We start from the raw sequence: 13,863 nt of genomic DNA, 5'->3' as shown, positions 1-13,863 counted from the left end.
TTTTTAGGGTGATTAACGTAGTTTTAAGGTCACTAAACCAATTAATACCAACATTAAGGAAATGATCCAGAAACGTACAATAACACGTGGCTCCGGCCAGCCTTTTTTCTCGAAATGATGATGAATCGGCGCCATCAGGAAAATGCGTTGTTTGTTACGTAATTTGTAAGAACCCACTTGTAAAATCACGGACAGCGTTTCCATGACAAACACGCCGCCCATGATCAGTAATAGAAATTCTTGGCGCACCAATACGGCAATCACACCTAAAGCCCCGCCCAACGCTAATGAGCCCACATCGCCCATAAATACTTGTGCCGGGTAAGTGTTAAACCATAAGAAACCAAGACCCGCGCCAACAATGGCGGTACAGAACACGGTCAGTTCCGCGCTGAATTTCAGGTATGGAATGTGTAAGTATTCCGCAAAATTGATGTTACCTGTCGCCCACGCCACCAATGCAAATGCGCCGGCCACCATCACGGTCGGTACAATCGCTAGACCATCTAACCCATCCGTTAAATTCACGGCATTACTGGAACCGACAATAACAAAGTAAGCCAATACAATATAAAAAATGCCCAATTGCGGCATAAATTCTTTAAAGAATGGCACAACCAAGCGGGTGGCATCGGTGTCTTTACCGATCGCATACATACCGAAAATCGCCACTAAGGCAATAACAGAAAGCCAAAAATATTTCCAACGGGCAATTAAGCCATCCGTGCTTTTACGGGTAATTTTGCGGTAATCGTCCACGAAGCCGACAGCGCCGTAGCCAAATAAAACGAACAAGCTAAACCAGACATATGGATTGGTTAAATCTGCCCATAATAATGTACTCACACCGATGGCAAAAAGAATCATGACACCACCCATCGTCGGTGTACCTTTTTTGGCGAAGTGACTTTCAGGGCCGTCATTGCGTACGACTTGACCAAATTTCAGCAATTGTAAGCGACGAATGACTTTCGGTCCAATCCATAAGGACAATAAAAGTGCCGTGAGCAACGCTAAAATAGCACGCACGGTAATATAGGAAATCACATGGAAATCAGAATTGTATTTGGTGAGAAACTCAGCAATCCAAACTAACATAAAAAATTACCCTTTAATAAATCGATCACGTCTTCCATTTTCATACTGCGTGACCCCTTCACCAAAACAACGACTTTTTGTTGTGTTAATTGTTGTTTAATAATTGGCGTTAAATAAGCGACAAGTTCTGTTTTATCAGTAAAATGGCGTCCAAAATTGACCGCACTTATCACGGAGCTGGAACGTCCAAAAGAAATCACCAAATCCAATTTAGCTGCCCAGGCAAACTCACCCACTTCTTGATGACAAAGCGGTGTATTATCGCCTAATTCACCCATATCACCAACAACAAAGACGCGAAAAGCCGGATATTTTTGCAACACGGAAATCGCGGATTTCATGGAGCCCACATTGGCGTTATAAGTGTCGTCTAGTAATAAAAGATTGTCGCAAGGGTGAATTGGGAATAAACGCCCTTTCACCAAGGATGGCGTTTCCAACCCTTTTTTTACCTGCGCTAACGTTGCGCCCACATTCATTGCCAACGCTGTAGCAGCTAAGGCATTAGATACGTTGTGTTCGCCTAAATAGGGGGAATCGATCTGCACATTGCCTTGTGGCGTGTGTAATACAAAAGACGCCCCTTGTTCGGAGAACTGAATATGTTCTGCATAAAAATCAGCTTGTGGATTGTCATAGGAAAAATATTGAACTTCATGTTGCCCAATCTCTTTTTGCCATTTTTGTTGATAGTTATGCGCTTGGTTAATGATGGCAACGCCATGATGAGTTAACCCGCGGAAAATTTCGCCTTTCGCTGTTGCAACACCGTCAAGAGAACCAAAACCTTCTAAATGTGCTGCCATGACATTATTGACTAACGCCACATCAGGCTGCGCCAAGGCGGTGGTATAGGCAATTTCACCAATATGATTGGCGCCAAGTTCAATCACTGCAAATTTATGTTTTTCGGTTAACCGTAATAACGTTAGCGGAACACCGATGTCGTTATTAAAATTGCCTTGGGTAAATAAAACGTCGTCAAAATCCACCGCACATTGTTGCAAGATAGAGGCCGTCATTTCTTTTACCGTGGTTTTGCCCGATGACCCTGTCATCGCCACCACTTTCGGATTGATTTTCTCACGCAACCATTTGGCAAGCTGCCCTAAGGCAAGACGGCTGTCTTTCACAATTAATTGGGCAATATTGCCCTCTGTTGGATGTTCAACCACGGCGGCAACACAACCTTGTTCAGCCGCTTTCATAACGTAGTCATGTGCATCAAAATTTTCGCCTTTCAACGCAAAAAACAACCCATTGTTGACGGCTTTACGGCTGTCTGTACTCACATTTTCGACAGTCACGTTGCCATCACCGATAAGCTGAGCCTCTAAAATGGAGGCGATTTGAGAGAGAGATAATGTAATCATATTTTTTGTTACTGAGATAAATAATGACGGGCAACTTCCTGATCGGAAAAATGATGCTTTGTTTTACCAATAATTTGATAGTCTTCATGCCCTTTGCCGGCAATTAAAATAACGTCATTTTCCACCGCACTTTGAATCGCAGTGGCAATGGCCTCTTCACGTTGGTGTATCACTTGTACGGCTTGCGGATGAATAAACCCTTTTAAAATATCCGCCATAATTTGCGTATGATCTTCTGTACGGGGATTATCATCCGTAGCAATGACCTTATCCGCCAACTGTTCGGCAATTTTCGCCATAAGTGGACGTTTACCACTATCGCGATCACCACCGCAGCCGAAAATACACCAAAGCTTACCATGGCAATGTAACCGTGCTGCCTGTAACGCTTTTTCCAACGCGTCCGGTGTATGAGCGTAATCCACGATCACGGTCGGTTTATGCGGAGCATGCAGCATTTCCATCCGACCACATACGCCGGTTAATTTATGTGCACTACCAATGAGTTCGGCTAAGTCATAACCAAGCGCCAACAAGGTTGCCATGATCAACAATAAATTACTGACGTTAAATGCACCAATAAGCGCGCTTTGTAACTCGCCATTGCCCCAAGAAGATTCAAATTGAATGCTAGCGCCTTTGTGGTTAAAGGAGACGTTTACCGCTTTCAACCATTTGGCTTGTCGTGGAGCAAAATCTGCGTTGGCACTTACTGCAACTGCTTCCGGCATCTCAGCTAACCATGCGGCTCCAACAGGATCATCCGCATCAATGATGTGATGACGGCTATCCAATTCGCTGAATAAACGTTTTTTTGCTGCGGCATAATTTTCCATCGTGTGATGGTAATCCAGATGATCACGACTTAAATTAGTGAACACCGCAGCACTGAAATGTACGGCCTCTACACGATGTTGTACTAAACCGTGAGATGACACTTCAATCGCCGCAAAATCTGCGCCTTGTGCGACAAACTCCGCCAGTGATGCTTGGATTTCCACCGCAGAACCTGTGGTATTTGTCGCTTCTTTGACTCGGCCGAATAAACCGTTACCAATGGTGCCCATCACGGCGCTGGTATGCCCTAAAATCTTTGTCCACTGTGCTAATAATTGTGCGGTTGTCGTTTTTCCGTTGGTGCCGGTAACCCCAACCAACGTTAAACGCTTGGAAGGCTGCCCATAAAACACATCCGCAAGATGGGATAAATGTTCGCTTAAACGGTAAAACGCAATGAGCGGAACCTGTTGTTCATAGCGCACCTGAAGATGTTGCGTCTCAGAATCAGCCTCAAAAATGACCGCACTTGCGCCATTTTGCAACGCTTGTGGAATATATTGACGACCGTCGGTTTGATGTCCTTTAATTGCAACAAAAAGACAGCCGGCCTTTGCAGTTCGACTGTCTAATGTCATTTCGGTGAGATTCACATTTTCTGCTATGTGAATCCCGAGAAGATGAGTTAATCGATACATAATGTTTTCTCAATGAATGAGTGAAAAACGCTTTATTTACGCACCGCACTTTATGTCTAATTTAGTTGACTTCACTTGACTTTTTGCTACTCAAACGAACAGTGCGTTTTGTTGTTTTATCCGTTTCAACGCCATCCGGCGGTACATTGTTGCTACGCAACGCATAGCTCATGATGCTGGAAAATACCGGTGCGGAAATTGCACCACCATAGTACTGCCCTGCTTTCGGATCATTAATCAGTACCACCAAAGCATAACGTGGGTCGGTAATTGGTGCGATACCTGCGGTATAAGCCACATATTTATCTACATAGCGGCCATTTTCCAATTTCTTCGCCGTACCGGTTTTAATCCCGACACGATAACCTTCGACCATCGCACGGCCATTTTTAATCGCGACTTTTTCCATCATGTTGACAACTTCACGTGTAATTTTTTCAGAGAACACACGTTGTCCCACGACCGGTGGATCCACTTTAGTAATAGAAAGCGGGCGATAAATACCAAAGCTACCTAAAGTGACATAAGCACGAGCAATTTGTAATGGCGTTGCATTCAAACCATAACCATAGGCTACGTTAGCACGCTCAATATCAGACCAGCGAGCGCGATTGGCATTCAATAAACCGGATTGTTCGCCAATCAAACCTAAATCAGTCGGTTTGCCTAAACCGGCATTTTGATAGGTTTCCATTAAAGCACTCGGCGGCATGCGTAACGCTAAACGGCTCACACCGCGGTTACTGGAGTTTTCTAAAATGCCATCTAAACTTAACTGATCACGTGGTGCGACGTCTTTTACTTCATGGCCGTTCAAGATGAGCGGACCAGTATTAATAATTTCATCACGACGTACTGCCCCACGTTGAAGTGCGGTCAAAACCACGAACGGTTTTACAGTAGAACCCGGCTCAAAGGTATCGGTAATCGCGCGATTACGCATTAACTCGGATTTTACTCCCACTCGATTATTTGGGTTATAAGAAGGAGCATTGGCCATTGCCAATACTTCACCGGTGCGCACATCCACCAACACAGCCGTGCCAGATTCCGCTTTATTCTCGGCAACCGCTTTCTTAATTTCACGGTAAACCATGGATTGCAATTTTTCATCAATGCTCAATGTCACGTCTTGTGCATCATATTTCTTCACATCAGAAATATTTTCGACAATGTTACCGAATCGGTCTTTACGATATGTCATGGAACCGGATTTGCCCACTAACATGGAATCAAAGCTTTTTTCAATGCCTTCAATACCTGCGCCATCAATATTGGTATAACCAATCAAATGTGCTGTTTCTTCCACGCGAGGATAAAAGCGACGCGCTTCCATTTTGAGGATAATGCCGGTAATTTTTAGCTCTTTAACATACTGTGCAAGCGTTGGTGAAATTTGACGAGATAAATAGACAAAACGGGATTTCGGATCTTTTTCAACTCGCTTAACCAAATTGCTATAAGAAATCCCTAACGCTTCCGCCAATTTTTGCCAACGTTCTTTGTCTTTTAACGAATTTTCATCAAAAATAAATTTTGGATCCGCTACCACAGAATACATCGGCACACTTACCGATAAAAGTTGCCCATTACGATCTAAAATAGAACCGCGAACAAATTGAATTTCTTGTGTGCGTAGAGAACGTTTATCCGCCTCCCCCATCAAAGAGTCCGCATTGATAATTTGCATATAAGCCGCTTGAGCAACCAATGCCATTAAGCCCAAGAAAACACTGGTTAACGCCCACAAATAACGCCCTTTTAAGAAACTTCTCTCATAAACCATTTTAGGCTTATTCGGTTTTACCGAAGAAGTATTTTGTGGCGACGGTTTAGGGTTATTCTTTTTCGCTTGTATCGGCTTAATTGATTTATTAAATTTAACCATATTTGTGATTTCCGCGTTTATTCAAGAATAACAACTTCTTGTTCTGGGGTTGCTCGTTGCATGCCGAATTGCTTGGCAATAGCTTCTATGCGTGTATTATCGCTGAGGGTTGCTTCTTCTAATCTTAAATTAAGATATTCATTCTCAAGCGCTTGATGTTGTAAAACCAAATCACCTTTCTCTGCCACTAATCCACGTGTTTGATGAGTAAGCCAAACCGTGCCTAATGCACTTAGCGTAATCGCCAGTAATAAAATCAACACCAATTTATTTGACGTAAATAAATCTTCAAGAATAATGTTTCGCAAAGGGAATCTATCGTTATTTTCTAACATTAGCTTAATCTCTCCGCAATTCTTAAGACGGCACTACGTGCTCTTGGGTTTTGGGCAATTTCCTCATCACTTGGCATAATCGCTTTGCCAATCACTTTTAAGGTTTGATTACGTTGAATTTGGTCTTCACGCAATGGTAAACCTTTCGGAATATCCTCGCCTTGGCTTTGTTTACGCATAAAATGTTTCACCATGCGATCTTCCAATGAATGGAAACTGATAATCGATAAACGCCCGCCCGGGGCTAACACAGTTAACGCTGACTGCAAGACCTTTTCCAGCTCATCTAACTCTGAATTAATAAAAATACGGATCGCCTGAAAGCTTCGTGTAGCAGGATGTTTATGTTTATCTTTAAATGGCACAGTCTGTGCAATTAATTCAGCGAGTTGTAACGTACGTGTTAAACATTCACCGCCATTTTGCACCGCACTTTTATTGTAATTCACGATGGCCGAGGCAATTTTCTTTGCAAAACGCTCTTCACCAAACGTTTTTAAAACCCACGCCAAATCTTGTTCAGAAACATGTTGTAACCATTCCGCTGCGGACATGCCTTTACTATCATCCATTCGCATATCTAATGGACCATCTTTCATAAAACTAAAACCGCGCTCAGCATCATCCAATTGCGGAGATGACACACCAAGATCAAGCAAAATGCCGTCAATCTTGCCGACTAAATTTAACTTCTCACAAATAGGTAAAATATCTGAAAATGCGCTGTGTTCGATATGAAATCGTGAATCTTGAATTTTTTGAGCCTCAACGACGGCTTTAGGGTCTCGGTCAATGGCAATTAATCTACCGTTAGCCGATAACTTAGAAAGGATTAATCGGGAATGCCCCCCGCGACCAAACGTACCGTCAATATAAATGCCGTTTTCTTTTAAAGCCAAACCATCAACGGTTTCATGTAATAAAACCGTCGCATGTTCAGCTGATGAAAACGCATTTAAATGACTCATAAATTATTACCGGTGATATATAAAATATAATTTAAAGATAAGATAGAGCGGCATAATTGCCGCTTATCTTTTGCTAGTGCCGCTGTTCGGTGAGTTTTACTCTTATAATGACAGCGTTTTTAATTCTTCTGACAGTGCAAAGCTATCTGTTGCACCTAATGCCATGTCTTTTTCAATTTGAGCCTGCCACTCGGCCTCGCTCCAAATTTCAAATTTATTTAATTGTCCAACAAGCATGATGGATTTTTCTAATTTAGCGTGCTGGCGTAAAGGACCGCTAATTAAAATTCGTCCAGCACTGTCCAATTCACACTCAGTGGCATAACCCAGCATCACTCGTTGTAAGGTACGTTGTAATGGATCAAAATTAGAAAGTCCGAGCAATTTTTGCTCAATAATTTCCCATTCTTTTAACGGATAAAGCAATAAACAAGGTTGACGAATATCTACGGTACAAACCATTTGCCCCTGGTTCTGTTCCAAAAGCTCGGCACGATAACGGGTAGGAATAGAAATTCTTCCCTTCACATCCAAATTAATCGTTGCCGCACCACGAAACATTTTTTCTCACCTTAGTTGTTCTGTTTATTTCAATTCGGGAGTTCAACCCCAAAATTTTCCACAAAAAAACACTTTTTACCACTTTTGATTAATTTTATTATTTGTGTGTATAAGTTGCAAGCAATTTAATGAGATGCATCAGGAAAGTTTTATCTATTTTTAAGTTGAATGTGCATTTAGATATGAAGGAATCATCGGATAAAAAATACCCTGTTAATCTTCATCAACAGGGTATTTTATTTTAGTCTTTACCGCTAAAAGTGCGGTCAATATTTTTGCTATTTAGCAAGGCTATCTACTAAAGATTCTGGGTCTGCTTCATTAGAACGTTTAACTAAAGCGAAGAACAACACGACACAAACAACCGTTGTTGCAAAGCCTAGGTAAACTGACAATTGATAGTCTAAACCGAAACCGATTTTGTTGTAATACAAATAGGTTGCACAGACAGTAGTAATAAACCATGCAGGGATAGATGCCACCCAGTGGAATTTATGATAGCGGTATAAATAAGCTGCCGCTGTCCATAACATTACCATTGCCGTCATTTGGTTTGCCCAAGTGAAGTAACGCCATAATACGCTGAAGTCGATGGTTGAAACAAAATAACCTAATACGAACAATGGCACTGCAATTAATAAACGTTTAGGCAGTGAACGTTGATCAATTTTGAAAATTTCCGCTAATTGTAAGCGTGCTGCACGGAATGCCGTATCCCCAGAAGTAATTGGAAGTACAACGACACCTAATACTGCAAAGATACCACCAACGAAACCTAAGAAGTGTAATGAGCTGTCATATACCACTTTAGATGGTGAACCTGCGGCAATCGCATCTTGTAACGCTTGCGGGTTCTCATAGAATGCAAGACCAACCATGCACCATACTAATGCAATAATACCTTCAGCAATCATCGCACCGTAGAAAATGAAACGACCTTCTTTTTCATTTTCAGCACAACGCGCCATTAATGGGGTTTGTGTTGCGTGGAAACCGGATAATGCACCACAAGAAATGGTTAAGAACAATAATGGCCAAATTGGTACATCTCCCTTCACTTGGAAGTTTTGTGTGAATTTATCTAAGGTTAAACCTTGACCATCTGCATCAATCGTACGGAAGAATTCGATAGGATCTACCGCACTGAAATGTGCGGATACTAAACCATACACCATACCTACAGACATAAAGAGTAATAACGCACCAAAGAGTGGATAAATACGTCCGATAATTTTGTCAATTGGTAACAAGGTTGCAAGAATATAGTAAGCAAAAATAATCGCAGTCCATACGGAAACTACAGTTGCTTTATCCATTCCCCATACGGTTAAACCACCAGCTTCAACAGCCTTATGAACCGCTTCGGCATCACCTAATTGCAATGCACCTTGAGATGCGCCCATGATGTCCATGGTGATCGTACCCATTAATTGCGCCGGGCTTGCAACGAAGACAACGCCAACTAATAAAAGAAGAACAAGCGCTAAAACGTTGATAAAAACTTTTACTGGACGACCTAAGAATTTACCGGCTAAGTAAGGCATAGTTGCACCACCATGACGAATACTTAACATACCGCAGAAATAGTCATGTACCGCACCGGCAAAAATACAACCAACAACGATCCACAACATAGCGACAGGCCCATATAACGCACCAAGAATCGGACCAAAAATCGGACCTGTACCTGCAATGTTTAATAATTGGATTAGCCAAATTTTAGTTTTAGACATCGGCATATAGTCGACGCCATCATTGACTTGATAAGCTGGTGTTTGACGTTTAGGGTTAATGACAAAGATTTTTTCAATAATTTTGCCATAAATCGCATAACCTAAAATCAACACCAGAACACAGAAGAAGAACCACAACATATGAAAATCCTATGGAAAGAACACATAACGTGTTCGGGTTAATATTTAACTATTACTCCTATATGAGTAAAGCCGCGCTATTTTAGGCTTCTGTTACAATGAAGTAAATAAACGGCAATCTATCGATTCAGAATATCTTTGCAAAATGTGATATCAATCACGTTTTTAAATTGAACTAAAAAGTGCGGTATAAATTTCTTGCGTTTTAAACAAAAATCACTACATTGTGCTTTTCTTAAAATTTGATCTCACCGGAGAAGTCATGTTACATCGTTGCCCGGAATGCCGTAAAAAAATCAACGAAAGTGCAGAAGCCTGCCCAAACTGCGGTTTTTCCTTTAAACCGGAGAATCTTGAAGCTTACAAGAAAAAACTAGAGGAACGCCGTTTACAGAATGAAGAAATTAATCGCAAAAGTGTCAAGCTACACTTAATTTGGGGCGCAATTTTTACGGTGGTCTTACTCGTAGCAAGCTGGATAACAAACCATGCATAAAAAAATGGGCAATACATTGCCCATTTTTCATTTTATTAATGATTATTTTGCTACTTACTTATCATAAATTTTCTGATATTCACCATTGATTTTAATGGTAGCCAACGGTTTACTCTATATAAAAAAATCCCAAAGAAATTTGGGATTTAAAAATATACGAAAAAATAACCGCACTTACTTCTAACTACGCATATCCAACCGTTCAAAAGCAAGCACTTTGTTTTCCAGTTTACGTAATAACAGTGTCGCAATACCGGTAATCACGAGATAAATACCACCGGCAATACCATAAATCGTGAGCGCATCATATTCTGTGCCGTAAAGCTGGCGAGCATAGCCCATGATGTCCATGATAGTGATCGTGGAAGCTAGCGCCGTTCCTTTAAACACTAAAATGATCTCATTAGAGTATGAAGGTAAAGCGCGTTTTAATGCATATGGAAGTAAAATTTTCAAGGTTTGCAAACGGCTTAGCCCAAGCGCTTCACAACTTTCCCATTGGCCTTTAGGAATTGCTTTCACTGCGCCATGGAATAATTGGGTAGAATAGGCTGCACTATTTAACGCCAATGCTAACGCAGCACAAAACCAAGCATTAGAAAACAGCAGCCACAACGGGCTGTCCACAATCCATTGAAACTGCCCAGGCCCTGCATAAATCAGGAAAAACTGCACCAATAAAGGCGTGCCGGTAAATAAAGTAAGATATAAATTGACCGCACTTTTCACCACTTTATTACCGATAGAAAGTAGTATGGTAAACAACAAAGCCAGACTAAAGGCAATCAACAATGACACAACGGTTAATAGCAAACTGGTAGGAATACCTTGTGCAATCACGCTTAAATATTCTTGAAACATAATTACACTTCCCTTTCAAAACGAGTAAAACGCAGTTCTAATTTACGAATGCCGACTTGGCTCACTAATGTCACTAAAAGATAAATCAACGCGGCAATACCATACCAAGTGAAAGGTTGGTGTGTATTCGTATTAATCAGCTGTGCTTGACGCATCAGATCATCTACACCAATTAAAGAAATTAACGCCGTGTCTTTCAATAACACCAACCATTGATTACTCAATCCCGGCAATGCATGACGCCATACTTGTGGCATGATAATACGAAGGAAAGTGTAGCCTTTACTCAATCCCAATGCTGTTCCAGACTCCCACTGACCTTTAGCAATCGCCTGAATAGCGCCACGGAGTGTTTGTGAAGCATAGGCTGCAAAAATTAAGGACAATGCGAATACACCACAACCGAATGCACCGAATTCAACATATTCACCGGTGAGCAATTCAACCAATTCGCTAGAACCAAAATAAACCAGCAATACGACCAGAATTTCCGGTAAGCCTCGCAATAAAGCAACAAGCAGCGCGGTGGGTTTACCGACAAAACGATTAGCTTCTAACACGGCAAATAGCATGCCTAAAAAAAGCCCTAACACTAACGAACAAACCGCAAGCCCTAAAGTCATCAGGGCCGCAGTCAACATTAAAGAAAAATAATCAGAAAACATAGGATTATTTGGTCATCCATTTATCGTAGATTTTTTGATATTCGCCATTGGCTTTAATTGCCGCTAAACCTTTATTGAAGCTTTCTGCTAATTCTTTGTTAGATTTATTCAATGCAATACCAAAACCATTACCGAAATATTTTTTGTTATTCACTTTATCGCCGACAAACTGAACGTTATCTTCTTTGGAGATCATATCCGCAAGCACTGCTGTATCACCGAAGATAATATCAATACGTCCATTTTTTAGATCCAGTACCGCATCTTGTAAGCTGGCATAGGATTTCACGCTGTATTGTTTTGTTTCCGCTACTGTATATTGCTGATAGGTCGTCCCATTTTGTACACCAACATTTTTCGCATTTTCTAAAGTAGCTTTGCCTTTTAATGCAACATAGCTGGCTGTGCTGTCGTAGTATGGATCAGAGAACAATACTTGTTTACCACGAGCCTCCGTAATATCCATTGCAGAAATAACCGCATCAAAACGTTTTGATCTTAAATTAGTAATCAAAGAATCAAATGCCTCGCCTTTAAAATGGCAGGTAGCTTGAATTTCTTTACAGATAGCATTGGCAATATCTACATCAAAACCGATAATTTCACCTTTTTCATTAGTAGACTCAAACGGTGGGTAACTTGGTTCCATAGCAAAAGTTAAATCCTGCGCGTGGGCCGCTACTGCAGAGCCTAATAAAATTGCACTTAATAATAATTTTTTCATAATATTCTCCTTCAAGATTAGATATTGTGTGATAAATATTGTTTAAACTGCTCCGTCTGAGGGTTCTCAAAACAAGTCTTATCGCCCATTTCGATGATACGCCCCTGTTCCATATAAACCACTTTAGTTGCTACTTTTTTCGCTACATTCACTTCGTGAGTAACAATAACTTGCGTAATTCCGGTTTGTTGCAATTCTTCAATAATAGAAACGATCTGAGCTGTAATTTCTGGATCTAATGCGGCGGTTGGTTCGTCAAATAACAATACTTGCGGTTTCATCATTAAAGCTCGTGCAATCGCCACTCGCTGCTGTTGACCGCCGGACAAGTGCAACGGAAATCTCTCAGCAAACTCCTCTAAACGTAAACGTTGCAACAATTCCAATGCTTGTTGTTTAGCCTCTGACTCACTTACACCAAGAATTTTCATCGGTGCTTCAATAAGATTCTGTAATACGGTCATATGCGGCCATAAATTATATTGCTGAAATACCATGCCTACATCACGACGTAACTGACGAAGTTGTTTCAGATCATTCCCTGAAGACAAATCAAACTGATTATTGGCAATACTCAATTTACCCGATTGTGGTACTTCTAGTAAATTTAATGTTCGAATCAACGTACTTTTGCCTGCACCACTAGGCCCTAGTAATACCACCACATCACCATCATCAGCGGATAAGTTAATATTAAATAAGGCTTGATTGGCGCCATAAAAAAAATTCAGATTTTTAACACTAATTGTCATTGTTTACTGCGTCTCTGTATCAATTATCATAAAATTGAAAATATATTATTATTTTATGAATAATTATGCAACATTGAAATATAAAAAATCCCAAAAAAAATTTGGGATTTAAAAAACAGATGAAAAAGCGACCGCACTTTATTAATTTGCTTTTGCCATTTCAAATTCAATTAACATCATCAAAATATGAATAACTTTAATGTGAATTTCCTGAATGCGATCTGCATAACCAAAATGAGGCACTCGAATTTCTACATCTGCAATTCCTGCCATTTTACCGCCATCTTTACCGGTCATGGCAATGACTTTCATTCCTTTCGCTTTTGCTGCTTCAATAGCATTAAGCACATTTTTGGAATTTCCTGAAGTAGACAAACCAAATAAAACATCACCTTTTTGTCCTACCGCTTCCACATAACGCGAAAACACATAATCATAGCCAAAATCATTACTCACGCAGCTTAAATGGCTAACATCGGAAATAGCAATTGCTGGGTAACCGGGGCGATTTTCACGATAACGCCCCGTTAATTCTTCCGCAAAATGCATCGCATCACAATGAGAACCTCCGTTACCACAAGACAGCACTTTACCACCTTGTTTAAAACTCTCTGAAATCAATAATGCTGCTTTTTGGATTAATTTGATATTATTCTCGTCAGCTAAAAATTTATTTAATACATCTGCCGCTTCAGTAAGTTCAGCTTTAATTTTATCAAAGTACATCTGCTTCTCCTTTAAAGTAAAATTCGCTAGATTGTATGAAAAAACACAAGATCTCTCAACGTAAATT

At 40.7% G+C, this 13,863-nt stretch carries 14 protein-coding genes; 1 reads left to right on the top strand and 13 read right to left on the bottom strand.

What is annotated here, in order from left to right; genetic code table 11:
* Positions 1-12: 12 nt before the first annotated feature.
* From mraY to HMPREF9064_RS07105, 8 genes are all read right to left on the bottom strand, one after another.
* The gene (mraY, locus tag HMPREF9064_RS07070; RefSeq protein ID WP_006717305.1) at positions 13-1,098 is read right to left on the bottom strand and encodes a phospho-N-acetylmuramoyl-pentapeptide-transferase; all 1,086 of its coding nucleotides are present in this window, start codon (positions 1,096-1,098) and stop codon (positions 13-15) included.
* Positions 1,092-2,471 carry a UDP-N-acetylmuramoyl-tripeptide--D-alanyl-D-alanine ligase gene (gene murF, locus HMPREF9064_RS07075; protein ID WP_006717303.1) on the bottom strand — a complete coding sequence of 460 codons (1,380 nt, stop codon included), beginning with the start codon at positions 2,469-2,471 and terminating at the stop codon, positions 1,092-1,094. Before murF ends, mraY begins: the two co-directional genes overlap by 7 nt.
* Before the next feature lie 8 nt (positions 2,472-2,479).
* A complete protein-coding gene (murE, locus tag HMPREF9064_RS07080; protein WP_006717300.1) occupies positions 2,480-3,946 on the bottom strand; it encodes a UDP-N-acetylmuramoyl-L-alanyl-D-glutamate--2,6-diaminopimelate ligase in 1,467 nt (488 codons plus the stop codon).
* A gap of 61 nt (positions 3,947-4,007) precedes the next feature.
* On the bottom strand, positions 4,008-5,834 hold the full coding sequence (gene ftsI, locus HMPREF9064_RS07085) for a peptidoglycan glycosyltransferase FtsI (RefSeq protein ID WP_006717298.1): 1,827 nt from the start codon (positions 5,832-5,834) through the stop codon (positions 4,008-4,010).
* A 17-nt stretch (positions 5,835-5,851) separates the two neighbouring features.
* Positions 5,852-6,169, bottom strand: a complete 318-nt coding sequence (ftsL, locus tag HMPREF9064_RS07090; protein WP_006717295.1) for a cell division protein FtsL — start codon at positions 6,167-6,169, stop codon at positions 5,852-5,854.
* Complete coding sequence (rsmH, locus tag HMPREF9064_RS07095) at positions 6,169-7,137, bottom strand: 16S rRNA (cytosine(1402)-N(4))-methyltransferase RsmH (RefSeq protein ID WP_006717294.1); 969 nt, start codon at positions 7,135-7,137, stop codon at positions 6,169-6,171. Before rsmH ends, ftsL begins: the two co-directional genes overlap by 1 nt.
* A 102-nt stretch (positions 7,138-7,239) precedes the next feature.
* Positions 7,240-7,698, bottom strand: a complete 459-nt coding sequence (gene mraZ / locus HMPREF9064_RS07100) for a division/cell wall cluster transcriptional repressor MraZ (RefSeq protein ID WP_006717293.1) — start codon at positions 7,696-7,698, stop codon at positions 7,240-7,242.
* A gap of 278 nt (positions 7,699-7,976) precedes the next feature.
* Positions 7,977-9,572, bottom strand: a complete 1,596-nt coding sequence (locus HMPREF9064_RS07105; RefSeq protein WP_006717292.1) for a carbon starvation CstA family protein — start codon at positions 9,570-9,572, stop codon at positions 7,977-7,979.
* A gap of 262 nt (positions 9,573-9,834) precedes the next feature.
* On the opposite strand from HMPREF9064_RS07105, the gene HMPREF9064_RS07110 reads away from it, so the two are divergent.
* A complete protein-coding gene (locus tag HMPREF9064_RS07110) occupies positions 9,835-10,068 on the top strand; it encodes a zinc ribbon domain-containing protein (protein ID WP_032997779.1) in 234 nt (77 codons plus the stop codon).
* Positions 10,069-10,248: 180 nt separating this feature from the next.
* Here HMPREF9064_RS07110 and artM read toward each other — a convergent pair whose 3' ends face one another.
* From artM to lpcA, 5 genes are all read right to left on the bottom strand, one after another.
* The gene (gene artM / locus HMPREF9064_RS07115) at positions 10,249-10,929 is read right to left on the bottom strand and encodes an arginine ABC transporter permease ArtM (RefSeq protein WP_006717290.1); all 681 of its coding nucleotides are present in this window, start codon (positions 10,927-10,929) and stop codon (positions 10,249-10,251) included.
* 2 nt (positions 10,930-10,931) lie between these two features.
* Positions 10,932-11,594 (bottom strand): arginine ABC transporter permease ArtQ, encoded by a 663-nt coding sequence (gene artQ / locus HMPREF9064_RS07120; protein ID WP_006717289.1) that lies wholly within the window; start codon positions 11,592-11,594, stop codon positions 10,932-10,934.
* Between the two features lie 4 nt (positions 11,595-11,598).
* A complete protein-coding gene (locus tag HMPREF9064_RS07125; RefSeq protein WP_006717288.1) occupies positions 11,599-12,318 on the bottom strand; it encodes a lysine/arginine/ornithine ABC transporter substrate-binding protein in 720 nt (239 codons plus the stop codon).
* Positions 12,319-12,335: 17 nt separating this feature from the next.
* Complete coding sequence (artP, locus tag HMPREF9064_RS07130) at positions 12,336-13,070, bottom strand: arginine ABC transporter ATP-binding protein ArtP (RefSeq protein ID WP_006717287.1); 735 nt, start codon at positions 13,068-13,070, stop codon at positions 12,336-12,338.
* 141 nt (positions 13,071-13,211) lie between these two features.
* The gene (lpcA, locus tag HMPREF9064_RS07135; protein ID WP_006717286.1) at positions 13,212-13,796 is read right to left on the bottom strand and encodes a D-sedoheptulose 7-phosphate isomerase; all 585 of its coding nucleotides are present in this window, start codon (positions 13,794-13,796) and stop codon (positions 13,212-13,214) included.
* Positions 13,797-13,863 lie beyond the last annotated feature (67 nt).

This window comes from Aggregatibacter segnis ATCC 33393 (assembly GCF_000185305.1).
Classification (GTDB): Bacteria; Pseudomonadota; Gammaproteobacteria; order Enterobacterales; family Pasteurellaceae; genus Aggregatibacter; species Aggregatibacter segnis.
The sequence above is the reverse complement of the archived record's forward strand: the minus strand, read 5'-3'. Positions and strand labels throughout refer to the sequence as shown.